The following is a 24,974-nucleotide window of genomic DNA, read 5'->3' as shown; positions in this document are numbered from 1 at the left end:
GCCATCGCGCACAGGGTGCGCTCCTACGGGTTTTGATGGACGGGTGGTCAGCCGAACTGCAATGTTTCGGTCAGGTCGCCGGGGGCCTTGCCGCCGGCGGCGATCATCGCCTTGTCGCGCATCACGATGCCGGGCAGCGGTTCCAGGTTGAAGCGGCGGTTGAGGAAGCGCTGGATCGAACCGGTGTCGTAAATGGTGTGCTCGACGTGGCCCTTCTTCGCGTGTGGCGAGACGACCAGGGCGGGGATGCGCGTGCCCGGTCCCCAGCGGTCGCCCTTGGGCGGGGCCACGTGATCCCACCAGCCGCCGTTTTCGTCGACGGTGATGATCACCATGGCGTGCTGCCATAGCGGGCTTTTCTGCAGCGCGGCGACGACCTGCGTGATGTGGCGATCGCCGGCTTCCACGTCGGAATAGCCGGCGTGCATGTTGAGGTTGCCCTGCGGCTTGTAGAAGGTGACCGTGGGCAGTTCGCCGGCTTCGATGGCAGCGAGCAGGCGGTTGGTTTTCGGTGTTTCGCCGGTGCCGCCGTCGCGCAGGTGTTCGCCACGCGCGGCGGTGCCGGGGGCGAGGTTCTTGAAGTAGTTCAGCGGCTGGTGGTGGTTCTGGAAGTTGGGACTTTCCGGGAAGCTGGCGCGGATGCCGTGGTCGCCGTTGCCGTCCAGCGCCATCTGCCATGCGCCGGCATACCAGGCCCAGTCCACGCCGCCGGCGCTGAGCCGGTCGCCGATGTTCGCGTGTACTTGCGGTGGCAGGGTGCCGTAGTCATTCGGATCGGCCAGCAGCGGATGGGCCGGGTCTTTCGTCCATGCCGGCTGGTAGGGTGGGCCCATGGTGTTCACCGCCCAGAAGTCAGGCGTGAGCGCGTTGGGTCCCAGCGGCTTGGCGCGGCCCTGCATGGCGCTGGCGGGAGAATCGGGCGTGAGCTTCAGCACCAGGCCCGTGGGGTCGTCGCCTTCGATGCGCGCGATCTGCAGCTTCGCCGGGCTGGTGTCGGCGTGCGGGTAGTAGGGCGGTTGGGCGGCGACCAGGTACTGGTGGTTGAGGAAGGAGCCGCCAAAGGCGCCCATGAAGAAGTTGTCGCACAAGGTGTACTGCTCGGCCAGCCGCCACAGGCGCAGGTTGCTGGCGCTGTCGGCGTAGTGGCCCATTACCAGTGCGCCGCTGTCGCCCCAGGCCACGAAGCCGTCGTTCTTGCCGCCGTTGATCTGCTGCTGGTTCTGGTAAAAGGCGTGGATCAGATCACGCGTGACCACGCCATGCGGCAGCGGCGTGCCATCGGGCGCAGCCAGTGCGAACGGCGCGTTGGGCAAGCCGGTGATGGCGTCCTCGTCGATCTTCCACGTGCGGTGGTTCACCACCTGCTCGTGCTTGACCAGACCGTGCCAGATCGGCGGCAGCGTGGCCAGCTCACTGCCGTCGCGGTCGCGCTGGCGGTACTGCTCGGGCTTCAGTGCGGCGAGTGGATTCTGTAATCCGGGGAAGTCAGCAAACAGATTGTTGAAGGCGCGATTCTCGGCGTAGATCACCACCACGTGCCGGATGTGTTCGCGCAGCGCGGCGTCAAGGGCGGCGGCATCGCGCGGGCCGGAGCCTGCCACCGCGGCTGGCTTGCCGGCAGCGGGCTTCGTGCTGCTTTGTGGCTGGCAGCCGGTGGCGGCCAGCGCCGCACCAGCCAGCGCCATGCCACCCAGCAGGCGTCGGCGGCCGGGATCGGCGGGGGCGTCGGCGGATTCGACGGTGGGAACGGACGGTTGCTTGTCGATCGTGCTCTTGTCAGGCCTGCTTTTGTCGGGCCTGCTCTTGTCAGGTGTGTTCTTGTGAGTCATGGCGAACCGTTGGCGATGGCGGTAGGAGACAGTCAGTGAACGAGTATGCGCCGCAAGGGCGAATGGCGTGCCCGGCAAAGGTCACGCATGTCGTTTCGGCATGCATTCAGTCATGCGACAACGCACACGCCGCATCCCACATCGCGCGCGTGATGGGGCGGTCGGCATGTGGCGTCTGCAACACCACCAGCGTGGTGGTGCTGACGCTGGGATGGATCTTCAGCAAGCGATCAAGCACGGTTTCCAGATGCGCCACGGACATCGCCACCACGTGCAGCAGGGCCGAGTCCTCGCCGGCAAGGCGGCGGCAGTCGAGCACTTCGTGGATGTCCGCCACGTGCTGGCCGATGCGCGCGCAGATGCCGCCGTCGCAGCGCAGCCGGATCATCGCGTCGATGCTGTAGCCCAATCGCTTCGGCACGACCACCGCGCGATAGCCGCTGATCACGCCGGCTTCCTCCAGCCGTTTCACGCGCTCGGCCACCGCCGGCGCGGACAGTCGCACCGCGCGGCCCAGTTCGGCATAGCCCTGCCGGGCATCGCGTTGCAGCGCTTCCAGCAGTTGCCAGTCCTTGTGGTCGAGTTCGGGTTTCGAAGCCAAGGTCGGAATCCTCGATGATGTTTCGATCGACGGTGAAACAAGGCGTCGACGTATCGATCCATTATTCCGCAGTGGCCGCGGCAGGACTAGGATGCGCACTTCCCCACCCCTGTGGAAACCGGATTCATGAGTACCTCCGAACGTCTCGGTGGCGGCGCGCTGTTCGCGATTGCCGTTGCCTTGTTCACCTGGTCGTCGGCGTATGCCGCGATCGCCTATGCCTTGCCTTCGTTCACACCTGGCGAGGTGGCGCTGGCGCGGTTGCTGATCGCCTCGCTGTGCTTTGCAGCATTGCTGGTGATCCGGCGCCAGCCGCTGCCGCCCGTGCGCGACTGGCCGCAACTGGCGCTGCTGGGCGTGATCGGCCTGACCACCTACCACGTCTGCCTCAACTACGCGGAAACACGCATTGCCAGCGGTACCGCGTCGATCATCATTTCGCTGGTGCCGGCGGCGACGGCCGTGGTCTCGGCCTTCTGGCTACGCGAGCGTTTGAGCTTGCGCACCTGGCTGGGTCTGGCCGTGGCGCTGGTGGGGACGGTGCTGGTGGTGCTGGCCAGCGGGCAGCGCGTGGAGGCCGATCCGAAGGCGTTGCTGGTGCTGGTCTGCGTGCTGGTGTCGGCGATCTTCTTCGTGGGGCAAAAGCCGCTGTTCGCGCGCCACGGCACGCTCAGCGTCACCGCGTCCACTTTCTTCGCCGGCACGCTGGGCGCGCTGCCATTTGGCTGGCACCTGCCGTGGGCGCTGGCCGCGGCACCGTGGCCGCACATGGCTTCGCTGCTGTGGCTGGGCATCGCGCCCAGCTTCCTTGGTTACCTGGCGTGGAGTTTCGCGATACACCGCGCCAGTGCCTCGCGCGTGTCCAGCTTCATCTACCTGTCGCCACCGATTGCCATCGTCATCGGCTGGCTGTGGCTGCATGAGATTCCGGGGCCGATGGTGCTGGTCGGCGGCGTCATCGTCATCGCCGGTGTGGTGCTGGCGAATGCGCGGCGGCGAGTCGTGCCGGCACCTGCCGTCGAGGTCTGCGAACAAGCCTGACATCGTTTCCTGCACTGGAGCATGCCATGTACACGCTTTACATCGCCAACAAGAATTACTCCTCGTGGTCGCTGCGGCCGTGGGTGCTGATGCGCGAGCTGGACATTCCGTTCGAGGAGGAATTGGTGCCGTTCGCGCCCGGCACCTCGTCGAGCTGGAGTGCGTTCCGGGCATTTTCGCCCACCGGCAAGGTGCCGTGCCTGCGTGACGCCGACACCACGGTATGGGATTCGCTGGCCATCGCCGAATACCTGGCCGAGCGGCATCCGGACGTGTGGCCGGCCGATCCGGTGGCGCGGGCGTGGGCGCGCTCGACCACGGCCGAGATGCACTCCGGGTTTCCCGCGTTGCGCACTGTGTGCACGATGAATTGCGGCATCCGCGTGCGCATCGATGCACCGGACGAAGCGCTGCGCAAGGACATCGCGCGGCTTGGCGAGTTGTGGAACGAGGGGCTGACGCGTTTCGGCGGTCCGTTCCTTGCTGGCGCCACGTTCGGTGCGGTCGATGCGTTCTACGCACCCGTGGCGTTTCGCATCCAGAGCTACGGCTTGTCGCTGGATGCGGACTCGATGGCTTACGCGCAACGCCTGCTCGAACGGCCCGCGATGCGCGACTGGTACGCCGCGGCACTGGCCGAAACCTGGCGCGATCCGGACCACGAGGACGAGGCGCGCCGAGTCGGTACCTGGCTGCAGGACCTGCGCACGGCCTGAGGCGCCGCAGCGCGCGGCGACGACGCCCGATGGCGGCCAGCGTCGCCGTGGTGGCCGCCGTGGACAGGGCAGGCGCGCGCCAGTGCACCGCGCCCACTTGTTCTGGCGGAACCGCCGCGTACACCCGGGATCTTCGGCCCCTTATCGATAAAGATGTGCCTGGATCGCGACGAAGGCCTCGCGTATCGCGGGTACCGGGCCCAGCGCGCGTTTTGCGTCATTGGTGCCGCCATAGCGGATGCGCAGGAAGTCGGCGATCTTGCGTGAGGCCAGTTCGTCCGCACCATGCCTTTCGTAGGCGTCGAGCACGTAGTCGAGGAACGCCCGCATCTCGCGTTGGTAGCCGCCCAGCCCGGTCGCGCGTGCGGCACCGGCACGCTCGGTGCGCGACAGCGGCGCCAGCGTGAAGCGGACATAGGCCAGCACGTCGAAGATGTCGCTGTCGGGCGCGTCGATCAGTCGCCGCATGTCGTCCAGCCGGTCGGCGTCGTAGCCGAGTTCCGCCAGGCGCTGCCGGAAGGCCTCGCGCCGGTCGGGGTCGCTCCATACGGCGCGCAGCTCATCTTCCGAGGCGACCAGGTTGCCAAGGTCGCCGAACAGTTGCTGCATGAATTCCTGCGCGGTGATCTGCCGGCCCTCGTGCCAGTAGGTGGTGGCGGCGAGGTAGCGGATCGAGCGTTCCTTGCCGTCGGCCAGCTTCACCACGATCTTCGCCACGGGCTCTGGCGTTTCCTTTACCTCGCCGGGCTGCGGCGGGACTTCACCGGTACTCCCGGAATCCTTCGGACGGCGCGGTTCGTCCGGCGGCAACGGCTCGCCATCCCACTCCGGATCGTTGAAGTGCTCGTAGCCCTTCACGAAATCGTAGATGGTGAAGAAGTCCTTGCCGTCGAAGGTGCGCGTGCCACGGCCGATGATCTGCTTGAACTCGATCATCGACTTGATCGGGCGCAGCAGCACGATGTTGCGCACGTTGCGCGCATCGACGCCGGTGGAGAGCTTCTTCGACGTGGTGAGGATCGTCGGCAGCGTCTTCTCGTTGTCCTGGAACTCGCGCAGGTGCAGTTCGCCCAGCTTGCCGTCGTCGGCGGTCACCCGTTCGCAGTAGTGCGGGTCGGGGTTGTCCTTGATCTGGTTGATGGCATTGCGCACGCGCGCGGCGTGGTCCTGCGTGGCGCAGAACACCAGGGTCTTCTGGCGCTGGTCGATCTGGTCCATGAACTCGTGCACGCGGCTTTCCTCGCGTGCGTCGATGATGATCTTCGTGTTGAAGTCGGCCTCGGTGTATTCCTTGTCCGGGTCGATTTCGCCGCCGATCACCTCGTCCTCATCGGAGTACGTGTAGCTGTCCAGCGTGCTGGCCGTCTGGCGCACCTTGAACGGGGTGAGGAAGCCGTCGCCGATACCTTCCTTCAGCGCGTAGCTGTAGACCGGGTCGCCGAAATAGCGGTACGTGTCGGTATTGGCGTCGCGCTTGGGCGTGGCGGTCATGCCCAGTTGCACGGCGGGCGCGAAGTATTCGAGGATGCCGCGCCAGCTGCTTTCGTCCCGGGCGCCGCCGCGATGGCATTCGTCGATGACGATGAAGTCGAAGAAGTCCGGCGGATAGCCTTCGAAGGTGAACTGCGGTTCGCCGTCCTGGTCCGTGCCGGTCATGAAGGTCTGGAAGATGGTGAAGAACACGCTGGCGTTCTTCGGAATCCGGCCCTGCTTGCGGATCTCGTCCGGGCTGATGCGGCACAGCGCATCGGGCGCAAACGCGCTGAACGCGTTATAGGCCTGGTCGGCCAGGATGTTGCGGTCGGCCAGGAACAGGATGCGCGGACGCCGTACCGGATCGCGACTCAGGTTCCAGCTGGATTCGAACAGCTTCCACGCGATCTGGAACGCGATGGAAGTCTTGCCGGTGCCCGTCGCCAGCGTCAGCAGGATGCGCTGCTCGCCCTTGGCGATCGCCTCCAGCACCGCGGTGATCGCGTTGTGCTGGTAGTAGCGCGGCTGCCACTTGCCGCCGCCGGTCTCGAACGGCACCGCGCCGAAGCGGTCGCGCCAGTCGTTGCCTTCGGGGAAACAGCGCGCCCACAGCTCCTGCGGCGTGGGAAACGGCAAGGCGATATCGCCTTCCTTGCCGGTCTGCATGTCGATGCCGTACCAGCCGACGCCGTTGCTGGCGTAGGCAAAGCGCGCCTGCAGCCGCGTGGCGTAATCCTTGGCCTGACCCACGCCCGCGGTATGGCCAAGGCCGGCACGCTTCGCCTCGATCACCGCCAGCTTGCGGTCGCGGTAACTCAGCACGTAGTCGGCCGAGAGCGGGTTGGCGCGCCCGCCGCCACCGGTAATCCGGCCTGGGCAGATCATCTCGCGATTGACCTTCGATCCCTCGACCACGCCCCAGCCGGCGTCACGCAGCACCGGGTCGATGCGGTTGGCGCGGGTATCGGCTTCGGTTTCATTCATGCCGTGCGTAGCCCCCTTCGCGTTGCGCACGTATGGCCAGTACAAATACAGTATCGATCGGCGGCACGTAGCGGTACAGCGCCACGTAACCGTTCAAACCCCGGCCCACCACCAATTCGCATTTGTCGCTGCCCATCGGGCGACCGATCAGTGGATTGTTCGCCAACACCTGAATCGCGCTGACGATTTCGTGGCCCCGTGCTAGCGCCTGCTCGACGTCGTGCTGCAGCAGTTGGTCGACGATGCGCTTCAGGTCGTCGAACACGCCGGGCAGCAGCTCGATGCGTGTCACCCGTGTCGATCCAGCTTGCGTGCCGAAGGGCGCGTGGCCGGCTTGCCGGCAAGGCGATCCTCCAGATACCGGCGCATGTCGTCCCACGGGATGCTTTCGCCGGTTTTCAGGAATTCCGCATAGCGTCGGTCCGCTTCGGTGTGGAAGTCGGCTCGGCGCTCAGCCGCGTCCGCCTTTTCCGCGATCGCCTCCAGGATGAAATTGTGCGACGTCGTGCCCGCCTGCGCTGCCGCCTCGGCAACGCGGGCCTTCAGCTCATCGGGCAGGCGGATGGTCGTGGTGCTCATGGAAACGCTCAGGCGGAGGTATCTTGCGCAAATGTAGCACGTCTGTGTCACAGGATGCCGGCAACGCCACTGGTCGCAACCGCCTTGATATTTCCGGGGCCGAAGCTCACGGCGGCGACAGTTTCGCCGCACTCGTTGGTCAACGAGGCATGATCAGCTCTATTGATTTGAAGTTCGTTAAAGCGTACATTTTATAACATAAATTCATATATGTGCGATTGAACGAACATGACTGCCATCATTTTGAATGCACGCGAGCTTGGTCAGGCCCTTCGGGCAGAGCGCAAGGCGTTGGGTCGGAGTCAGCATGATCTGGCTCTCGGCGCGGACTGCCGTCGTCAGACCATCCTGGACCTGGAGGCGGGCAAAAACGTTTCGCTCAACACCCTGATGGCCACCCTGGCCGCGCTTGGAAAGGGTCTTGCCATCATCGACGCCCGTCCGGATATCGATCAGATCAGCTCTCTGCTGGATCCAGCCGATGAAGATTAAGCAGCTCAGCGTCGCCACCCCCCAAGGCGAGGCCGGCGACATCTATCGCCAGTCGCAGTACGCCTTCAATTACAGCACCAAGGATCCTTCGGCCGCGGTCTCCTTGCTGATGCCGCTGCGGGCCGCGAGCTACAGCGGCAACCAGCTGCCCCCCGTGTTTTCGATGTCGCTCCCCGAAGGGTTCCTGCATGAGCGGATCATTCGGCGCCTGGCCAAGTTCGAGAAGATCGACGACATGCGCCTGCTGGGCATCACCGGGCAGCAAACCATTGGTCGGCTGACGTACACCATCCCGGGGCAGACCAGCACCGGAAAACCGGCGGAAATCGGACTCAGGCGCCTCCTGTCCGAACGGGCGAGCAACGAGATGTTCGAGCACCTGGTGGACATGTATTTCGACTCGGGCATCTCGGGCGCGCAGCCCAAAGTCATGCTGCCGGACGCCGACAAGCCGATGAGCGATCGGGCCACCATGCTGCATTCCGATCTGATCGTGAAGTCCGGTGGCGAGGACTACCCCCACCTGTCGGCCAACGAATTCCTGTGCATGGATGCCGCGCGGCGCGCCGGCATCAGTGTCCCGGAATTCTGGCTGTCCGACGACAGCTCGCTCTTCGTCATGAAGCGCTTCGATCTCGATGGCGACAAGCCCATGGGTTTCGAAGACATGACCGTGCTCATGAACCTGCCTCGCGAGCCGACCGGCCACTACAAGTACACCCAGAGTTATGAGGCGGTTACGCGCTTCATTCGAGCCTTCTGCCGCGAGAATGCCCTTGAAAGCCTGCAGCGATTCTATGCGTGCTTCGTGCTCTGTGTCGCTGTTCGAAACGGCGACGCACACCTGAAAAACTTCGGACTCTTGTACGAACACCCGGCCGCCGCCGCGCCGCGCCTGTCACCCCTCTATGACGTGGTGACCACGGCAGCCTACGACGACATCAACGTCAGGACGGGACAAATGCAGACGGACCGCACGCTGGCATTGAAACTCAACAAGAGCACGCGCTACCCCAACCGAGAGCAGCTGGTCGAATTCGGGAAAACGTTTTGTCTTGTGCGCTCGCCTGAAAAAGTGATTGATCGCGTCTGCGAGGCCATGACGGATTCGCTCTCGGCCAACCGGGACCGGGTGGATGACACTTTCTTCCGGCGACTTCAGGACGAATGGGACCGTGGTCGCGAGTCGATCAGCCCACCTCGGGCACCCATGTGACGCCGGCCCCTCGAAACCAGCTGAATCATCGCGCTTCGTGCTCGTCAACCTGATGGCGTTCAACCGCCGAACGACTGATCAAGCCCGGACCCGGCAGCGATGCGGCTTCGTCTGCGCGAGCCAAATCAGTCGGCCGGGGTGAGGCCGTTGTCCGCGCACCATGCGCGCAGCGCCTGGCGGGTCTGCTCCGACTCCCACTGATGCCAGGCGTCGAGGCTCTGGTGGCGCTCCAGCAGATCCTTGAAGCGGGCATAGGCGCCGCGGTGCGCGAAGATCCCGCAAACCTGCTCGTAGCATGCCGGCAGCTGCGTGCGGGCAAACTCCAGCGCCAGCGGCTTGCCCAGCCCGAATTCGCGCTTGTCCGGCACCGGCACATAGCGCTCTGTGTCGTCGATATCCTCCGGCAACGGTTCGAGCTCGTCGGAGTCGTCGCTGTGCCACAGCACGGCGCCCGTTTCCCGACATACCCAGGCGGCAGTGTCAAAGCCGCTCCCCGCATCCACGAACATCAGCGCGTCTTCGAGGTCACCCAGCTTGACGGGAGTTTGCTCGCTCATGGGAAGTTCGAATAACCCGGCTTTCTGTAGGAGCGCACCCTGTGCGCGAATGGCCTATGACGTCGCAAAGGAATTTCGCGCACAGGGTGCGCTCCTACCGATGACGCCGTCGAGATTTTTCCAGTTTGCTTCATGTCAGCTCTCCGGAGAAGGCTTTTTGCAGGAGGGATTGGCGGAGGTTGGCGAGGTCGGCGAGCTTTTGGACATACGCAGCCTTCAATTTCTTTGCGCGCTCATACAGCTCCTCTGCTCGAACGACGATATCGCTTTGCAGGGAAATATGCGGCAAAACAAAGTTGAGTTGCCGGAGATCTTTGATGTTGATCTGCATGAGCGCGGCGCCGTATGTCTTCGCAGCAATCTGATCACGCGCGTACCGAGACAGAAACTGGAAATACGCGAACTCGGGAAGCACCTTGTCCATCTCAAACCGAATCGGAACGATGCCGCGAGTGACGTTTCCTCCGGCCAGTTCCGGTGCGGCTATGGATATCTCGCCGGTGCTTCCACGAACACACAGCAGAAGCTCGCCGCCGAAGAGTTTTGTTCGCGCGTAGCCGTCCGCCAACTCCGGCGCGATTGACTTCAAACCGGCCAAGGTTATGACCCGTTGTTTCAGGTCAACGGGTCGAACAATCGGCAGGCCGCCTTGAACAAGATCGCCAGGTTGAACGATGCCGTAAGAAAGTTTGCACTCGGGGTGGACCGCATCTTCGAGCCTAACCACGGGGCTGCTTGACGCAAGGTCTCGAAAAACTTCGTCCAACGCATTCTCCAGCAGCCCCTCCGCATCCGCCAGATTGGCCTCGACATGGGCGCGGGCGCGGTCGAGGGCGGCGAAGGCCTGATCGAGCACCGCAACGATCCGCTTCTGCTCGTCCAGCGGCGGAAGTGGGATCATCACGCCGGACACGAGATCGATATTAAGATTCCGAACGGTCGATCCCGCCGCAAGACTATCGAACTGCCGAAACGTATTCGGGGAGCTTAGGACGTAGTACAGGAAAGCCTGGTCAAGGCGAGAATAATCTGGCTTCAGGACCAACCAACCATCGTGAATGCACCCGGATATTCTGAGAATATACGGACGTCCAAAGCTCATTGAGTTTGAAAGAAGAAAGTCGCCTTCTTCCACCCATCGTGACCCTTTTATGCCTTCGCGCCGAATTTTCTCGCTGGTGGAATCTATGTATCGTCCACCCTTTTCCGTATCACCGATCTTGATCCAGCTCACTCCATCGGGGCTATCGGTGATGAAATTCTTGATTGGGCGTGGCGATCCGCCTCTGGCAACTTCCGCTATGGAGGAAATGGATACACGATCCCAGTCAACGCTCACAACATCCCCCGAATCTCTTCCAGAATCTGCGCCGTCCCTTCATCCCGAGCCAGCATGTCCGCAATGATCTGCTCAGGACTGCGCAACGCCTCCGCTTGCGGCGCGTTCGGATTTTTCACCGACAAATCCCACGTCGCCTTGTCTACATCGGCGACCGCTACCGACCAGCTCTTGTCGCTGTCGGCCTTACTCGCCTGCAAGGCCACGAACTCGGCCAGATCGTCGTCGTTGATCGGATTGGTCTTACCCAGGCTGCGGCCCGGATCGAGCTGGTAGTACCAGACCTTTCTTGTCGGCGCGCCCTTGTCGAAGAACAGCACCACGGTCTTCACGCCCGCGCCCTGGAAGGTGCCGCTGGGGCAGTCGAGCACGGTGTGCAGGTTGCAGCTTTCCAGCAGCTCCTTGCGCAGGGCGACGCTGGCGTTGTCGGTGTTGCTGAGGAAGGTGTTCTTGATCACCACGGCGCCGCGCCCGCCGGCCTTGAGCTTGCGGATGAAGTGCTGCAGGAACAGGTAGGCGGTTTCGCCGGACTTGATCGGGAAGTTCTGCTGCACTTCCTTGCGCTCGCCGCCGCCGAACGGCGGGTTGGCCAGCACGATGTCGTGACGATCCTTCTGCTGGATGTCCATCACGTTTTCGCTGAGCGTGTTGGCGTGGCGGATATTGGGCGCGTCGATGCCGTGCAGGATCAGGTTCATCACGCCGAGCACGTAGGCCAGCGATTTCTTCTCCTGGCCGTAAAACGTCTTGCGCTGCAAGGTGTCCCAGTCGGCGGCGGACAGGTCGTCACGCCGCAGGCTGCTCCAGGCCTCGCACAGGAAGCCTGCCGAGCCGCAGGCGCCGTCGTAGATGGTTTCGCCGATCTCGGGCTTCACCACTTTGATCATGGCGCGGATCAGCGGCCGCGGCGTGTAGTACTCGCCGCCGTTGCGGCCGGCGTTGCCCATGCGCTTGATGCGCGTCTCGTACAGGTCGGACAGCTCGTACTTGGCCTGCTGGCTGCCGAAGTTGAGGCCGTCGACGATCTCCAGTGCGTCGCGCAGCGAGTAGCCGGAGCGGAAGCGGTTGGCGATCTCGGCGAAGATCTCGCCGATCTTGTATTCCAGCGTGTCCGGATCATCCGCGGTGTCGCGGAAGGTCTGCAGGTAGGGGAACAGCTCGCCGTTGACGAAGTCGATCAGGTCCTTGCCGGTGCGGGCGTTGAGGTCGGGCGTGCCGTCGGTCGCCTTTGGTGCGGCCCAGGCTTGCCAGCGATAGGGCTCGTCCAGGATGGGGGTGTAGCCGCGGCCTTCCAGTCCGGCCTCGTCTTCCCACTCCTTCTCCATGTCGTCGAGGTACTTCAGGAACAGCAGCCACGAGGTCTGTTCGGCATAGTCCAGCTCGGAAGCCAGGCCTTCGTCGTTCCGCATGACGCGGTCCATGTTGTTGAACGCGTTCTCGAACATGCGGTTTTTGTTTCCTGCTGTGTATCTTGGGATCGGGGTTGTTCCACGCCGCACGGGCGTGTCGGCCACGTCCATCCCCGGATGGGCGCAGGCCGGTGCCTGATGGCTTAGAGCTTGTAGGCCCTATGGATCGCCACGACGCCGTTGGTCAGGTTGCGCACTTCCACCCGGCCAAAGCCGGCGCGTTCCATCATGCCTTTCAGCGTTTGCTGGTCCGGGTGCTTGCGGATGGATTCGGCCAGGTACTGGTAGCTGTCGGCGTCGCCGGCGAACAGCTGGCCGAGCTTGGGCAGCACCTTGAACGAGTGGAAGTCGTAGAGCTTGCCGAACAGCTCGCTCTGCACCTTGGAAAACTCCAGCACCAGCAGGCGGCCGCCGGGCTTGAGCACGCGGCAGATATCGGCCAGCGCCTTGTCCTTGTCGGTGACGTTGCGCAGGCCGAAGGCCATGGTCACGGCGTCGAAACTGGCGTCGGGGAAGGGCAGGCATTCGGCGTTGAGCTGGGCCCAGCGCAGGCCGCTGACCAGGCCGCGGTCGGTCATGCGGTCACGCCCCACGCCGAGCATGGCGGCGTTGATGTCGCCCACCACCACTTCGCCGTCCGTGCCCACGACGGGTTTGAGCAGCGCGGCGATGTCGCCGGTGCCGCCGGCCAGGTCGAGCACGCGGTCGCCGCGACGCACGCCGCTGGTGGCAACGAAGTGGCGCTTCCACAGTCGATGGGTGCCGAACGACATCAGGTCGTTCATCAGGTCGTAGCTGCGGGCGACCGAGGTGAAGACCTGGCCGACCAGCTTCTGCTTCTCGCCAACCGGGACGTCACGGAAGCCGAAATGGGTGGTTTGCTGTTCGCTCATGGGGCAAATGCTACAGGATTCACAAAGGGCATAAGAGTGGCTTATGTGCTCCATAGGGAACATGAAATGGCCTGATCGACCGATCGGGCGTAGCGTTGCGGCTACATCCCGAATCTTCACCGGAGGAAGTTGCCATGAATCGTTCCCATCTGATCCTCGCCGGCACGCTCGGCCTGCTGTTGAGCGTTGGCGCTGCTGCTGCACCGTCCCAGGCGATCACCGCCTCCGGCAACTTCCATCCGCTGCCGCACGCCGCGTTCCAGCCCAGCAAGACGGCCACCTACAAGGTGGTGTTCGGCATGACCAAGGCCAGCGCCAAGCCCGACCAGGTGAATCCCGCGCTGGAGCGCGTGGCGCGCACGGTCAACCTGTACGTCTCGGCGGGTGTGCCGCTCGATCATCTGAAGTTCGTGGCCATTGCTTATGGCCCGGCCACCGCGCTGGTGCTGGACAACGCGCACTATCACGCACAGTTCGGCGTGGACAATCCCAACCTGCCGGTGATCGCGCAGCTGCACAAGGCCGGCATCACGGTGGCGGTGTGCGGGCAGGCGGTGGCCGAGCACCACTACCAGAACGCCTGGGTGGCGAAGGATGCCGAAGTGGCGCTGTCGGCACTGACCACGATCACCGAACTGCAGCAGCAGGGCTATGCCCTGATGCCGCTGTAAGGAGGCCGCGATGAGCTTGCATCCTGCCCGCTGGACTCGCGCACTGCTGGCCGGCGCACTGGCGCTGGCCTGCACCGGCGCGTTCGCCAGCCAGACCGATTTCCTGCCGCCGTGGAATCCGCCGCCGGCCGGTGGCGAGCACTTCAGCGTGCCGCCGGTGGACGCCATCGCCGACTTGCATGGCGACGTGGTCGACCCGCAGCTCACGGTGTTCTTCGCCGGCAACCAGTTCATGGTGGTGCATGACCTGATGGCGGCCTTCAAGAAGGCCTATCCGAAATACCAGCGCATCTACGTGGAAACGCTGCCGCCGGGCATCCTGGCCAAGCAGATCGAGACCGGTTCGCTGGTGATGGGCAACCTGCGTATCGCGCTGAAGCCGGACATCTACACCGCCGGCAAGGGCGCCATCGAGGCACGGCAGAAAGAGCATCACTGGTTTGCCGCCACTGCCGACTACGCGCGCAATCCGCTGGCGATCCTGGTGGCCAAGGGCAATCCCAAGCACATCGAAGGCTTGAAGGATCTGGCGCGTCCGGACGTGCGTGTCAGCATGCCGAACCCGGCGTGGGAAGGCATCGCCAAACAGATCGAGGTGAGTTACCGCAAGGCCGGTGGTGAGGCGCTGGACCACGCCGTGATGGTGACCAAGGTGAAGGATGGCAGCACCTTCCTCACCCACATCCACCATCGGCAGTCGCCGCTGCGCGTGCTGCAGGGCGAGTCCGATGCGGCGCCGGTGTGGTCGACCGAGGCGTATTTCCAGCAGCAGATCCTGCATCACCCGGTGGAGACCATCGCGATTCCGGCGGCACAGAACGCCACCGCCACCTATACCGCTGCGCGCATGAAGGCGGCACCGCATCCGCAGGCGGCGAAGGACTTCTTCGCCTTCATGCAGTCGCCGGCGGCGCAGGCGGTGTATCACAAGTACGGCTTCCAGCCGCCGCAGCCATGAGAGCGGTGCCGGTTCTCGCCACGGCCGTTGGCCTGTTGCTGGCTGGTGCCGCGCTGGCGGCCACACCGCCGGCCACCAAGCCGGATGCGGCCGCCATCGCGCAACAGGGCAACGGCCGTGGCGTCGCGCCGTGTGCGGCCTGCCACAACGCCAATGGTGGCGGTCAGCCGGCGGCGGGTTTTCCGCGTCTGGCCGGCTTGCCGGCCGCCTACCTGCACAAGCAGCTCGACGACTTCGCCAGTGGTGCACGCAGCAATGCCACCATGCAACCGGTGGCGGCAGGTCTGAGCGAAGCCGAGCGCGTGGCACTGGCCGCGTACTACAGCCGGTTGCCGATACCGCCGGCAGCGGCACCGGCCGCGCCGCTGGACGCGCAGCAGAAAGCGCTTGGCGAAACGCTGGCCACGCGCGGCCGCTGGTCGAAGGGGCTGCCGGGCTGCGCGCAGTGCCATGGTCCGGACGGCGTGGGTGTGGGCGATCACTTTCCACCGCTGATCGGGCAATCGTCCGTCTACATCAGCAACCAGTTGCACGCGTGGCAGAAGGGTACGCGGCACAACGATCCCCTGCAGTTGATGCAGACGGTCGCCGGCAAATTGAGCGAGTCGGACATCGCGGCGGTCAGCGCATGGTATGCCGCGCAACCGGCCGCGACGCCAGCAGGAGCACAGCAGCCATGAGCACGCTTCGATATCCGGTTCTGGGGCTGGCCTTGTTGCTGGCGGGCTGCGGCCATGGCAACGGGCAGCACGAGCACGCTGCCGTTTCCACGGCCGCTACGGCCACGCCACCGGCACATGCCATGACGACGGTGGCCAAGGCTTCACCCGCTGCCTTCGTGCCGCCCGCGGACAACGCGATCCCCGACAACGACTTTGGCAAGGAAGTGGCGCTGGGGCGGCAGATTTTCCTGCAGCCGGACAAATACGCCGCCGCGTATGTGGGCAACCACCTCAGCTGCGCCAACTGTCATCTCGACGCGGGCAGGCTGGCGAATGCCGCGCCGCTGTGGGGCGCGTGGCCGATGTATCCGGCCTATCGCAGCAAGAACCACCACGTGAACACCTTCGCCGAGCGGCTGCAAGGCTGCTTCCGCTTCAGCATGAATGGCAAGGCGCCGCCGGGCGGCGATCCGGTGCTGGTGGCGCTGGAAAGCTATGCCTACTGGTTGTCGGAAGGCGCGCCGGTGGGCAAGGCCTTGCCGGGGCGGGGCTATCCGAAACTGCCCAAGCCCGCGCAGGCGCCTGACTACGCACGCGGCGAGACGGTGTTCAAGCGCGATTGCGCGTTCTGTCACGGCGACGACGGCCAGGGCCAGCAAGTGGCCGGACACGTGGTGTTCCCGCCGCTGTGGGGGCCGCAATCGTTCAACTGGGGCGCGGGCATGCATCAGTTGAACAACGCCTCGGGTTTCATCAAGGCGAACATGCCGTTGGGTCGCGGCAACACTCTGAGCGATCAGGATGCGTGGGACGTGGCCTATTTCATGGACGCCCACGAACGCCCGCAGGACCCGCGTTATGCCGGTTCGATCCAGGCCACGCGGGCCAAGTACCACGACACGCCGCAGTCGCTGTACGGCACCGTGGTCAACGGCAAGCTACTGGGGCGGGGCACGGCGCACTGAAGCTGGCGCTCTCATGTCGCGCAAACATGGTCGAGTGAATCCCTCTCCCTTCGGGAGAGGGTGGCGGCAGTCGGGAGAGGGTACGGGCGGAGCGAGGCGTGAGGCTTCACGAACCCTCACCCCAACCCCTCTCCCGCGGGGAGAGGGGCTAGCCTGATCGGCATCAACGCTTGTCGGTGGCGTCGGCCGCGTGTTCCTGTTGCTCGCTTTCCACGTGGCGTTCGTGCAACTCGGCGCCGATGTCTGTGGGCGAAATATCCGGTGCAGCGGGGGGGGCGACGGGATCATTCGGCACGGCGGCGGCGCGCGGACTTTCCTTGTCGTCGCCGCCGGTGATCTTCAGGATCGAGTGGCGCATCTCGCGCGCCAGGATCACGCGTGCGTCGCGCACCATGTCTTCCAGCGCGCTGTTGTAATCCAGCTTGCCGTCGTCGTCGGTCCACACCACGCGGCGTTCGCGCAGCTTCTGGATGAAGCCGCGGAACAACGCCTTGTCGAAGAACTCCGGCGCGGACAATTCGTTGAGCAGGCTGAGGCGCTGCGCGGCCAGCGTGCAGGCTTTTTCCAGCTCCGCCGCGGAAATCGCGTGCGGGCCGTGCTTGGCCAGCGCGGCGATGGCGATGTAGTAGCGTTCGAACGCCTGGATCAGGCTGCGCGCGATGGTCTTGAGCTGGAACGCGGCATCGTCCTGGCCCGGGCCGCGCTCGAGCACGCGGCCGTCGCTGGTGGTTTCGAGCAGACCTCGGCGCACGAAGAAGTCGATGGTGGCCTGCAATTGCGCGGCGAAGCCGTCCTCGTCCCAGGGCAGGAACAGTTCGCCCTGGATGAACGGGTAGATGATCTTGCCCAGGCGCAGGATCGAATTGCGCGTCATGCGGCGGTTGTTGAGGAAGCAGCACGACACCCACGCGGCTGTGGCCACCAGATGCAGCACGTTGTTGCGGAAATAGCTCAGCAGCACCGCCTGCTCGTCGTCGGCGGTGAGCACGTCGCCGAGCGGATGCGCGATGCGACGGATCCAGCCCATCTGCTCGCCGTAGGCGATGATCGCGGCTGGCGCCAGCGAGGTCAGCGTGATGCGGTCGGAGTAGGGCAGCTCTTCCAGCAACGCCTTCATCAGCTCCAGCTGGGCGAGCAGGTCGTTCTCGGCCATCGCGTGCTTGGGCGTGGACAGCAGCGCCAGGGCCAGCAGGTTGATCGGATTGACGTCGGCGGCGCGGTTGATGTTGATGTGGATCTGCTCGGCGAGCTTGTCCACCACGCCGTTGATCCACTCCGGCTTGGTCTCCGGATCGTCGACGCTTTTGCGCCAGTCGGGACTGATCGCATCCAGCAGCGGGTTCAGTTCGATCGGCTCGCCGAAATTCAGTGCCACATGACCGTAGCGCTGGCGCAGCACCTTCAGGCCCTTGAGCAGGCCGAGCAGGGATTCCTTTTCCTTCGGCTTGCCCGACAGTTCGCCAGCGTAGGACTTGCCCTCCATCAGCTTCTCGTAGCCGATGTAGACCGGCTGGAACAGCACCGGTCGGCGCGGCGCACGCAGGAAGGCGCGCACCGTCATCACCAGCATGCCGGCGCGCGGGGCCAGCAGGCGCCCGGTGCGCGAGCGGCCGCCTTCGATGAAGTATTCCATCGGCACGCCGCGGTCGATCAGCTGCGCCACGTATTCGTTGAAGATCACCGAGTACAGCGCGTTGCCCTTGAACGTGCGGCGCAGGAAGAACGCGCCGCCGCGGCGCAGGATCGGCCCGATCACCGGCAGGTTCAGGTTCACGCCCGCGGCGATGTGCGGCACCACCACGCCGGACATGTGCAGTTGGTAGCTCATCAGCAGGTAGTCGGCGTGGCTGCGATGGCTGGGCACGTAGATCACTTCGTGGCCGGGCGCGGCGGCGCGGGCCTTGTCGAAGTGGTGCATGGTGATGCCGTCGTACAGCTTGTTCCAGAAGTTGCTGAGCAGCAGCGAGGCCGAGCGCACCACCGGGTGCGAATAGTCGGCGGCGATCTCCAGCATGATCTTCTGGGCACGCCGCCACGCCTTGGCCTGGCTGATCTTTTCCTTGGCCGCGGTGGCGGCGATCGCCGCGCGTACCGGTTCGGCATTGAGCACCGCGTCGACCACGGTGCGCTTGTGCGAGAGATCCGGCCCGATCACCGCCGCACGGATGCGTCGGAAGTGCGTGCGCAGCACACGGGCGATCTTGCGCGCGAAGCGTTCCGGGCGGACGTCGCCGCCTTCGTTCAGTACCGCCCGCATCGACACCGGCGCGGAGAATTGCACCACCGTGTCGCGACCGTTGAGCAGCAGGGCAAGCAGGCGGCGGAAGCGGCCCACCACCACCCAGTTCTCCGAGAACAGCACGCTGAACCAGCCCGATTCGCGGGTTGGTGCGCGACCCACGTAGATCGACACCGGCACGATCTGGATGTCGCGTTCGGGATCGGCCTCCAGCGCACGGGTGAGCTGGCCCAGCGGTTCGTTCGGCGAACGGTGGCGATTGCGGCCGAGCAGACGCCCGTCGCGATGGGCCAGCGCGAATACCGAGCGCCGCCGACGCGTGCCGGCCAGCGGCTGCATCGGGCTGGGCAAGCCGGCCTCGCGGCAGGCCCGCTCCAGGATTTGCATGTCGGAGAAACCGTCGCGCTCGATCACGTAGCAGACCGGCGTGCCGGCCTGCAGCAAGCTGGTCGGTTCGGCTGGTTCGCGGCGAATGCGCACCCAGGGTTCGAGCAGTTGGCCGCCGACCCGGAACCACCAGGGCGTGCGGCTACGCGCGGGGCTGTCCGCGGTCATCATGTTCGGCATCGGCATCGGTGAATTGTACCGGGTGGACCGTACTGGCCGGGGTTAAGGCTTTGTTGGCGCGCTGGGGGCGCGCGCCGCGGTGGCTGCTGGCGCCGGGGGCACGCTGGCGGCCTTTGCCGGGGCGGCAGCGCTGGCTGCAGCGGCGGCCTTGCGCTCCACCACTTGCTGGTGGGCCTTGCGCACGCTGTCCACCAGGGCTTCGTTGTACCAGCGGCCGTTGACCAGCATCATCTGGGTATCGGTGCTCAACGGCTTGCCCAGCAGGGTGTAGCTGACCTGCACGTGGGCGTGGCCGTGGGTGATGTTCACGGTGGTGGCCTTGACCGAGTTCAGGGTGTCGTCGATGGACAGCCCGTAGATCGCCAGCAACTGCTTGAAGCCGCCGAACACCTCGGCGTACTTCTTCATGGCGGTGTCGAAATCCAGCGTGCGCAGTTCGTCCGGACTCTTCAGGTCGAGCTGGCGGGCGGTGGCCACGACCACACCCACGGCCTGCTTGGCCTTGGCCTGGTCGAACCAGGGTGCCTTCTGGGCCCACGGCAGCATCGCGGCGAGCACGTCATTGGCCTGCTTCTTCTGCGCCTCGGTGAGGGTCTTGGACTGGGCAATGCCGGTGCTGGCAATGGCCTGGCCCACGCCGATCAGCACCGGGATCTGGTCCTGGTACTGCTTCTGCATCTGCGTCAGCTTGGGCTGCAGCTCCGTATACAGCTCGGTTTCGGCGTTGGGCGCGGTGAGCTTCTGCATGGCTTCGGTGAAGCGGGCGCGCTGGGCGGCCGTGATCGGTCGCTGGTCAAGATGCAGCTGGCTCCAGTCGGCGCGCATCTGGGTGTAGTCGGCCGGCGGCAGTGCGTGCTTCCAGAAGCCGCCGAAGTCGCCGTCCTTGATCAGCTGTACCGATTCCTGCACGGCCGCTTCAGGGGTGCTGCCACCGGAGACGTCGGCAGCGTTCTGGTGATGGCAGGCAGCCAGCGCCACGGTGGCGACAAGCGGCAGGAAAAGGCGGTGCAAGGCAGGAAAGCGCATGGAATATCTCGCGGCTGAGGGCGCCTGAGGCGCCGGCGGGATGGGGCATCCGGTCGGATGCCGTGACAAATGCAAGGGGAGGGATGATAGCCGAGAGCCCGCCCACGGTCTCCGGATGCCCGTCGCACTCCGCGCGACCATTCCATGGGGAGCGCCCGGCACGAGGTCGGCGAACGAAGTGATCGGCCAAGAAAAACCCCACGGACGTTGAGGTCTCGCGGGGCTCGTGCCGGCAGAGCCGGAAGGGAAATGGCCTTGCCTGCGACGCCGGATGGCGACCAACAGGGTCGGGCAAGGCAAATGTTACCCAGTTGTGAAACTTAAGGCAATACTTTGCATATCATGCAGAAATGTATTGATTTGAAAGGAAATCATTGTTCGCGAAGTGCGTGAATCATGTCGCGCCGGCGTTCCTGTGGTGGCGCGCTCCAATTGTTGCCGAACAGGGCCGGCTGCCAGTCGCCATAGGTGGGGTTGGGCAACACGAACCAGCGCCGGCCGATCCACTGCATGTAAGGCGCCACGGCCTTGGCACGCCCGGCGTCGCTGTTGGCGATCACGGTGACGAAGTCGCCGAGCTGGTCGCCGAATTGCATCAGCACGCGGTATTTGCGACTGATGAGCTGGCGCCGGCAGCTCTTCTGGGTGCCGATCTGCTCGCAGCCGGGCACGAAGGTACCCAGGCCGAGGAACGCGTCCGGCCCCTGCACCGGAAAGCCCACCTTGCGCAGGTTGGCCACGGTGACGTTGTCCAGGCTCTTGTCGCGATTGGAGATGAAGATCACCGCGATGCCGTGTTTCGCGGCAAACCGGGTGAATGCCACGGCGCCGGGTAGCGCGCGGGCGCGCTCTTCCTTGCACCAGGCGGCCCAGCTGGCTTCGTTGTATTCGCCGCCGTTCTTGACCAGGCGAGCCTGGTAGGGCGAGTTGTCCAGCGCGGTCTCGTCGATATCCAGCACCACGGCGGGCTTGAGGCCTTTCAGCGGGGCGACGCGGTCGTCCTTGGGCAGTGCGTCCCAGTGTGGGTCGTGCAAGGCGGCGAGCAGGCGTGATTCGGCGTCGCGATACGTTTGCAGGTAGATCAGGTCGTGCTCGATCGCGGTTTGCGTCCAGGCCACGGCGTCGAGATTGTCGTTGGGCGGCGTGGCGGCAGTTGCCGGTGCTGGCACGGAAGGCGTGGTCGGCGCAGCGGGTTGGAGGGCGGGCGCGCTGGCGCAGCCGGCCAGCAGCGAGGCGCACAGCAGCGCCGGCAGGAAACGGGACATGGTCGACCTTGGTGACGTAGGGCGGAAAGCGCACATCATCAAAGTTTAACGTGACAGCCGGATGCAAACGTGCCGCCGGCCCCCGCATGAACGAGGGGCCCGGCATGGGTCCCGGCGGGCTGGCGGCCACCGCGTCGGGCTGACAGACTGCGATGGTCCCTCATGATCGGCGGTGCGCATGGAGCCCACTTCGTCCATTTTTTCCGGTACCCGCATCGCCAGCATGGTGCTGGCCGGTATCGCGTTGCTGCTGGTGCTGTGGTTGCGCCTGCTGCCCGCCTTGCTGGCGGGCCTCCTGGTGTACGAGCTGGTGCAGGCAGCCACACCGTTGCTGGGGCGACGCATCTCGGGCGAGCGCGCACGGATGCTGGTGGTGGCGGTGCTGGGTGTGGTGCTGGTGGGCTTGCTGGTGCTGCTGGTGCTGGGGTTGGTCAGCTTTTTCCGCAACGAGATCGGCGACCCCGAACTGCTCTGGCGCGAACAGTTGATGCCGCTGGTGGAAAAGGCGCGCCAGCAGTTGCCCGCAGCGATCACCGCGCGCCTGCCCGACAGCGTGGACGAGCTGCGCCTGATGGCGATGGAACTGACCCACAAGCATGCCGGCCGGCTGCAACTGGCCGGCAAGGAAACCGCGCGGGCGCTGGTGCACATCATCATCGGGCTGGTGCTGGGCGCGATCGTGGCGCTGAGTCATGCGCGCCCGGCGCATCGTTCCGGTCCGCTGGCCAACGCGCTGGCGGAACGTTGCCGGCGATTGGCCGAGGCGTTCCACGACATCGTGTTCGCGCAGATCAAGATTGCCCTGATCAATGCCGTGTTCACCGCCGTGTTCCTGCTCGGCGTGCTGCCGCTGCTGGGCATCCACGTGCCGCTGTCCAAGACCCTGGTGGCGCTGACCTTCGTGGTCGGCCTGCTGCCGGTGATCGGCAACCTCATCTCCAATACCGCGGTGACCATCGCCGCGCTGTCGGTGTCGCTGTGGGTGGGCGTGGCAGCGCTGGTCTTCCTGGTGGTGATCCACAAGCTGGAATACTTCCTCAACGCCCGCATCGTCGGCAGCCGCATCCACGCCCGCGCCTGGGAATTGCTGGTGGCGATGCTGGTGATGGAAGCCGCCTTCGGCCTGGCCGGCGTAGTCGCCGCACCGATCTACTACGCGTATTTGAAGCGGGAGTTGGAGGCAGCGCGCTTGATCTGAGGCGGCATTACTCCACCGCTCGGTTCGCCGGGCTGGAGCAAGCCTCGCCTCGACTTCACGGGCGCATCTGCGCGGTTACCCCGTACAAACATGCGATCCCGTCCCCACCTGTCCTGCGGTAGTTCGAGGCAATGGGCCCGTCTGCTGCCAACTCTTCCTGGCGCCCTCGATTCTGTTATCGTCGCAATTAATTGCGATTTGCGATAGCAAGTTCCAGCACTGTGGCGGGGGCCACGAATTCAAGGGGAGAAAATCGATATGCAACACACGTTCTTGCGAGCCCTGCTCGCGGGTGTCCTGACGGCTGCCACGACGCAAGTCCAGGCATTGCCGTCCAAGCCCGTGGCAATCGAGGACTTGGCACGCTTGCCGGCGCTGCAGTCGGTAACACTCAGTCCCGACGGCAAGCGCCTGGTAGGTCTCATTCCCTCGCCGAAGAACCCTGACGAGACGGCGCTGGCCACTTGGGACACGGACTCGCTGTCCTCCGGACCCAAGGTGGTAACGCCTTCCGGTGACCACATGAAATTCATTGCCGCGGTCGCATTGAAGGCAGGCAAGATTCTTGCGGTGGGTCGTCAGGAATGGACCGGCGAGCTGGGTGGCTGCGGCGAGGGCAAGGTCACCGGCGCGACTCGCACTTTCATGACCAAGCCTTACCTCACCGGGAACGATCAAAAGACATTCGACGAGGCTTTCGCCAGCGATACGCACAAGCTTGGCATCAGCCAGAGAACCCAACGCTGTCTGGAATTGGGTGGTACCGCGTCGCTGGTCAACATGCTGCCGCTGGATCCTGATCGGGTAATCATCCGCCAGCTCAGCGAAATCAGCCTGACGTCCAGTTACTACCTCTACAACCTGAAAACGCGGGAGATGGAGTTGCTGTTCCGGGGTGGCACGCGTGCTACGCCATCGCTGTTCGATTCGCGCACGGGCAAGGTGCTGGCCAAGACCGAGATCGTCCCGATCAGTGGCGATTATGAGCAGCACGTGCTCTTGCTGAATGCCAAGACCGGACAATTCGAGCTGCAGGCGCCACTGACAACGAAGCTTTCGGATCGGCATTCAGTGAACGTTGCAGGCATCGACGACACGACCGGCAAGTACTACATCCTGACCGACCAGTTCTCGGACAAGATCCAGGCGCGCCTGTACGACCCCGCGCTGCATGCTTACGACACGGAACCGGTGGTTGCCGACAAGGACTATTCCATCGGCGGGTTGTTGTTCAGCGCCCGGCGCGCCAATTTCAATCAGATCGTCGGTTTCGTGGTGGATGGACCGTATCGGCAGACGGTGTACGTCGATCCCACGCTGAAGGCGATCCAGGCAAGCATCCGCAAGGCATTCCCGAACCAGCAGGTCGCGATATCCGACTACACGGACGACTTTTCCACGGTGCTGTTCAGCACGCAAGGCCCGGGTACGCCCATTGCCTATCACCTGATACGGAACAAGGAAGTCGCGAACCTGGGGAGTCAGCGCCCGTGGCTGGGCAAGGGCCTGGACGTGGACGAGCGCTGGGTGACCTACACGGCGCGTGACGGGCGCGAGATTCCCGCGATCCTGGACTTGCCGATCGGCTGGAAGCAGGGCGATGCGCCGGCACCGGCCATCGTGTTGCCCCACGGCGGCCCATGGGCCCGTGACTATACCGGTTGGGACGTCTCGGGCTGGGTGCCGCTGCTGGTTTCACGCGGCTATGCCGTGCTTCGCCCGCAGTACCGTGGCTCCGAGGGGCTGGGGCGCAGTCTGTGGCTGGCCGGCGACAAGCAATGGGGCCTGAAGATGTCCGATGACCTGGACGACGGTGCTGCCTGGTTGGTGTCGCAACACTTTGCTGCAAAGGACCGGATCGCCATCTTCGGCTACTCCTACGGAGGCTTTGCCGCGATTGCTGCCGATGTGCGCGCGCCTTCGCCATTCCAGTGCGCAATTGCCGGCGCGCCGGTGGCCAACCTCGGCCGGCTCGGCACATCCTGGAGCGACAACCGCCTGCAACGCATTCTGCAGGGGCGAACGGTCAAGGGCATGGATCCCATGCAGAACACGGCCAAGGCGCACCTGCCGATCATGCTGTTCGGCGGCGATCGCGACGTGCGCGTGCCGCCATTCCATCCGCGCGATTTCTACAAGGCCGTCAAGGGTACGGTCCCTGCGCAGTACCACGTGATAGCCGACATGCCCCACAGCATGCCGTGGTACCCACGACAACAGCGCGAAACGCTGAAGCTGATCGCCGACTATCTCGCAAATGATTGCGGCCCCGGTGGCTTGTAAGAATATTTCTG

The 24,974-nt window shown here is 64.7% G+C and carries 22 protein-coding genes; 10 read left to right on the top strand and 12 right to left on the bottom strand.

From position 1 onward, the window contains the following. Positions 1-47 precede the first annotated feature (47 nt). Together acpA and BMY90_RS06470 are read right to left on the bottom strand one after the other, a co-directional pair. Positions 48-1,829 (bottom strand): acid phosphatase, encoded by a 1,782-nt coding sequence (gene acpA, locus BMY90_RS06475; RefSeq protein ID WP_092702627.1) that lies wholly within the window; start codon positions 1,827-1,829, stop codon positions 48-50. A 106-nt stretch (positions 1,830-1,935) separates the two neighbouring features. Then, positions 1,936-2,430, bottom strand: coding sequence for an Lrp/AsnC family transcriptional regulator (locus BMY90_RS06470; RefSeq protein WP_092702625.1), 495 nt, complete (start codon positions 2,428-2,430; stop codon positions 1,936-1,938). 126 nt (positions 2,431-2,556) lie between these two features. Here BMY90_RS06470 and BMY90_RS06465 point away from each other — a divergent pair, with 126 nt between their 5' ends. Further along, on the top strand, positions 2,557-3,471 hold the full coding sequence (locus BMY90_RS06465) for a DMT family transporter (protein ID WP_092702623.1): 915 nt from the start codon (positions 2,557-2,559) through the stop codon (positions 3,469-3,471). A gap of 26 nt (positions 3,472-3,497) precedes the next feature. Then, on the top strand, positions 3,498-4,187 hold the full coding sequence (locus BMY90_RS06460) for a glutathione S-transferase family protein (protein ID WP_092702621.1): 690 nt from the start codon (positions 3,498-3,500) through the stop codon (positions 4,185-4,187). A 141-nt stretch (positions 4,188-4,328) separates the two neighbouring features. Here the strand turns inward: BMY90_RS06460 and hsdR are convergent, their stop codons facing one another. The 3 genes from hsdR to BMY90_RS06445 are packed head-to-tail and all read right to left on the bottom strand — an operon-like array spanning position 4,329 to position 7,223. Next, on the bottom strand, positions 4,329-6,644 hold the full coding sequence (hsdR, locus tag BMY90_RS06455; RefSeq protein ID WP_092702619.1) for an EcoAI/FtnUII family type I restriction enzme subunit R: 2,316 nt from the start codon (positions 6,642-6,644) through the stop codon (positions 4,329-4,331). Continuing rightward, on the bottom strand, positions 6,637-6,936 hold the full coding sequence (locus tag BMY90_RS06450) for a type II toxin-antitoxin system RelE/ParE family toxin (RefSeq protein ID WP_008213688.1): 300 nt from the start codon (positions 6,934-6,936) through the stop codon (positions 6,637-6,639). The genes hsdR and BMY90_RS06450 overlap by 8 nt, the downstream gene beginning before the upstream one ends. After that, complete coding sequence (locus tag BMY90_RS06445) at positions 6,933-7,223, bottom strand: ribbon-helix-helix protein, CopG family (RefSeq protein WP_008213687.1); 291 nt, start codon at positions 7,221-7,223, stop codon at positions 6,933-6,935. Before BMY90_RS06445 ends, BMY90_RS06450 begins: the two co-directional genes overlap by 4 nt. A 228-nt stretch (positions 7,224-7,451) precedes the next feature. On the opposite strand from BMY90_RS06445, the gene BMY90_RS06440 reads away from it, so the two are divergent. Continuing rightward, entirely contained in the window at positions 7,452-7,715 is a 264-nt protein-coding gene (locus tag BMY90_RS06440; RefSeq protein ID WP_008213686.1) for a helix-turn-helix domain-containing protein, read from the top strand. After that, positions 7,705-8,931, top strand: a complete 1,227-nt coding sequence (locus BMY90_RS06435) for a type II toxin-antitoxin system HipA family toxin (protein ID WP_092702617.1) — start codon at positions 7,705-7,707, stop codon at positions 8,929-8,931. The genes BMY90_RS06440 and BMY90_RS06435 overlap by 11 nt, the downstream gene beginning before the upstream one ends. 125 nt (positions 8,932-9,056) lie before the next feature. Here the strand turns inward: BMY90_RS06435 and BMY90_RS06430 are convergent, their stop codons facing one another. The 4 genes from BMY90_RS06430 to ubiE form a co-directional block, all read right to left on the bottom strand. Beyond that, positions 9,057-9,488: a UPF0158 family protein gene (locus BMY90_RS06430; RefSeq protein WP_092702615.1), complete on the bottom strand. Its 432-nt coding sequence runs from the start codon at positions 9,486-9,488 to the stop codon at positions 9,057-9,059. A gap of 130 nt (positions 9,489-9,618) precedes the next feature. After that, positions 9,619-10,827, bottom strand: coding sequence for a restriction endonuclease subunit S (locus BMY90_RS06425; RefSeq protein ID WP_092702613.1), 1,209 nt, complete (start codon positions 10,825-10,827; stop codon positions 9,619-9,621). Beyond that, positions 10,824-12,272, bottom strand: a complete 1,449-nt coding sequence (locus BMY90_RS06420; RefSeq protein ID WP_092702611.1) for a class I SAM-dependent DNA methyltransferase — start codon at positions 12,270-12,272, stop codon at positions 10,824-10,826. Before BMY90_RS06420 ends, BMY90_RS06425 begins: the two co-directional genes overlap by 4 nt. 107 nt (positions 12,273-12,379) lie before the next feature. Continuing rightward, entirely contained in the window at positions 12,380-13,129 is a 750-nt protein-coding gene (gene ubiE, locus BMY90_RS06415; protein WP_008208790.1) for a bifunctional demethylmenaquinone methyltransferase/2-methoxy-6-polyprenyl-1,4-benzoquinol methylase UbiE, read from the bottom strand. A gap of 134 nt (positions 13,130-13,263) precedes the next feature. On the opposite strand from ubiE, the gene BMY90_RS06410 reads away from it, so the two are divergent. From BMY90_RS06410 to BMY90_RS06395, 4 genes are read left to right on the top strand one after another with little or no spacing between them, the layout of a single operon-like run. Then, positions 13,264-13,800: a DsrE family protein gene (locus BMY90_RS06410; protein ID WP_008208792.1), complete on the top strand. Its 537-nt coding sequence runs from the start codon at positions 13,264-13,266 to the stop codon at positions 13,798-13,800. Positions 13,801-13,810: 10 nt separating this feature from the next. Further along, positions 13,811-14,758, top strand: coding sequence for a molybdate ABC transporter substrate-binding protein (locus tag BMY90_RS06405; RefSeq protein ID WP_092702609.1), 948 nt, complete (start codon positions 13,811-13,813; stop codon positions 14,756-14,758). Further along, positions 14,755-15,438, top strand: a complete 684-nt coding sequence (locus BMY90_RS06400; RefSeq protein WP_092702607.1) for a c-type cytochrome — start codon at positions 14,755-14,757, stop codon at positions 15,436-15,438. The genes BMY90_RS06405 and BMY90_RS06400 overlap by 4 nt, the downstream gene beginning before the upstream one ends. Then, positions 15,435-16,385 carry a c-type cytochrome gene (locus BMY90_RS06395; RefSeq protein ID WP_092702606.1) on the top strand — a complete coding sequence of 317 codons (951 nt, stop codon included), beginning with the start codon at positions 15,435-15,437 and terminating at the stop codon, positions 16,383-16,385. The genes BMY90_RS06400 and BMY90_RS06395 overlap by 4 nt, the downstream gene beginning before the upstream one ends. A 163-nt stretch (positions 16,386-16,548) precedes the next feature. On the opposite strand, the gene plsB is transcribed toward BMY90_RS06395, so the two are convergent. From plsB to BMY90_RS06380, 3 genes are all read right to left on the bottom strand, one after another. Further along, positions 16,549-19,191 carry a glycerol-3-phosphate 1-O-acyltransferase PlsB gene (gene plsB, locus BMY90_RS06390; RefSeq protein ID WP_092702604.1) on the bottom strand — a complete coding sequence of 881 codons (2,643 nt, stop codon included), beginning with the start codon at positions 19,189-19,191 and terminating at the stop codon, positions 16,549-16,551. Positions 19,192-19,233: 42 nt separating this feature from the next. Continuing rightward, the gene (locus tag BMY90_RS06385; RefSeq protein WP_092702602.1) at positions 19,234-20,217 is read right to left on the bottom strand and encodes a hypothetical protein; all 984 of its coding nucleotides are present in this window, start codon (positions 20,215-20,217) and stop codon (positions 19,234-19,236) included. 371 nt (positions 20,218-20,588) lie between these two features. Then, a complete protein-coding gene (locus BMY90_RS06380; RefSeq protein WP_092702600.1) occupies positions 20,589-21,482 on the bottom strand; it encodes a 5'-nucleotidase, lipoprotein e(P4) family in 894 nt (297 codons plus the stop codon). A gap of 178 nt (positions 21,483-21,660) precedes the next feature. Here BMY90_RS06380 and BMY90_RS06375 point away from each other — a divergent pair, with 178 nt between their 5' ends. Continuing rightward, positions 21,661-22,680, top strand: coding sequence for an AI-2E family transporter (locus BMY90_RS06375; RefSeq protein WP_092702598.1), 1,020 nt, complete (start codon positions 21,661-21,663; stop codon positions 22,678-22,680). 258 nt (positions 22,681-22,938) lie between these two features. Beyond that, a complete protein-coding gene (locus BMY90_RS06370; RefSeq protein ID WP_092702596.1) occupies positions 22,939-24,963 on the top strand; it encodes an alpha/beta hydrolase family protein in 2,025 nt (674 codons plus the stop codon). Positions 24,964-24,974 lie beyond the last annotated feature (11 nt).

The organism is Rhodanobacter glycinis, from assembly GCF_900114325.1.
GTDB classification, from domain to species: domain Bacteria; phylum Pseudomonadota; class Gammaproteobacteria; order Xanthomonadales; family Rhodanobacteraceae; genus Rhodanobacter_A; species Rhodanobacter_A glycinis.
The sequence above is the reverse complement of the archived record's forward strand: the minus strand, read 5'-3'. Positions and strand labels throughout refer to the sequence as shown.

What these genes read in the sequence shown, in the direction of transcription:
- acpA (WP_092702627.1), bottom strand. Translation starts at nt 1,829, where the DNA reads ATGACTCACAAGAACACACCTGACAAGAGCAGGCCCGACAAAAGCAGG.
- BMY90_RS06465 (WP_092702623.1), top strand. Translation starts at nt 2,557, where the DNA reads ATGAGTACCTCCGAACGTCTCGGTGGCGGCGCGCTGTTCGCGATTGCC.
- BMY90_RS06460 (WP_092702621.1), top strand. Translation starts at nt 3,498, where the DNA reads ATGTACACGCTTTACATCGCCAACAAGAATTACTCCTCGTGGTCGCTG.
- hsdR (WP_092702619.1), bottom strand. Translation starts at nt 6,644, where the DNA reads ATGAATGAAACCGAAGCCGATACCCGCGCCAACCGCATCGACCCGGTG.
- BMY90_RS06445 (WP_008213687.1), bottom strand. Translation starts at nt 7,223, where the DNA reads ATGAGCACCACGACCATCCGCCTGCCCGATGAGCTGAAGGCCCGCGTT.
- BMY90_RS06440 (WP_008213686.1), top strand. Translation starts at nt 7,452, where the DNA reads ATGACTGCCATCATTTTGAATGCACGCGAGCTTGGTCAGGCCCTTCGG.
- BMY90_RS06435 (WP_092702617.1), top strand. Translation starts at nt 7,705, where the DNA reads ATGAAGATTAAGCAGCTCAGCGTCGCCACCCCCCAAGGCGAGGCCGGC.
- BMY90_RS06430 (WP_092702615.1), bottom strand. Translation starts at nt 9,488, where the DNA reads ATGAGCGAGCAAACTCCCGTCAAGCTGGGTGACCTCGAAGACGCGCTG.
- BMY90_RS06420 (WP_092702611.1), bottom strand. Translation starts at nt 12,272, where the DNA reads ATGTTCGAGAACGCGTTCAACAACATGGACCGCGTCATGCGGAACGAC.
- ubiE (WP_008208790.1), bottom strand. Translation starts at nt 13,129, where the DNA reads ATGAGCGAACAGCAAACCACCCATTTCGGCTTCCGTGACGTCCCGGTT.
- BMY90_RS06410 (WP_008208792.1), top strand. Translation starts at nt 13,264, where the DNA reads ATGAATCGTTCCCATCTGATCCTCGCCGGCACGCTCGGCCTGCTGTTG.
- BMY90_RS06405 (WP_092702609.1), top strand. Translation starts at nt 13,811, where the DNA reads ATGAGCTTGCATCCTGCCCGCTGGACTCGCGCACTGCTGGCCGGCGCA.
- BMY90_RS06400 (WP_092702607.1), top strand. Translation starts at nt 14,755, where the DNA reads ATGAGAGCGGTGCCGGTTCTCGCCACGGCCGTTGGCCTGTTGCTGGCT.
- BMY90_RS06395 (WP_092702606.1), top strand. Translation starts at nt 15,435, where the DNA reads ATGAGCACGCTTCGATATCCGGTTCTGGGGCTGGCCTTGTTGCTGGCG.
- plsB (WP_092702604.1), bottom strand. Translation starts at nt 19,191, where the DNA reads ATGCCGAACATGATGACCGCGGACAGCCCCGCGCGTAGCCGCACGCCC.
- BMY90_RS06385 (WP_092702602.1), bottom strand. Translation starts at nt 20,217, where the DNA reads ATGCGCTTTCCTGCCTTGCACCGCCTTTTCCTGCCGCTTGTCGCCACC.
- BMY90_RS06380 (WP_092702600.1), bottom strand. Translation starts at nt 21,482, where the DNA reads ATGTCCCGTTTCCTGCCGGCGCTGCTGTGCGCCTCGCTGCTGGCCGGC.
- BMY90_RS06375 (WP_092702598.1), top strand. Translation starts at nt 21,661, where the DNA reads ATGGAGCCCACTTCGTCCATTTTTTCCGGTACCCGCATCGCCAGCATG.
- BMY90_RS06370 (WP_092702596.1), top strand. Translation starts at nt 22,939, where the DNA reads ATGCAACACACGTTCTTGCGAGCCCTGCTCGCGGGTGTCCTGACGGCT.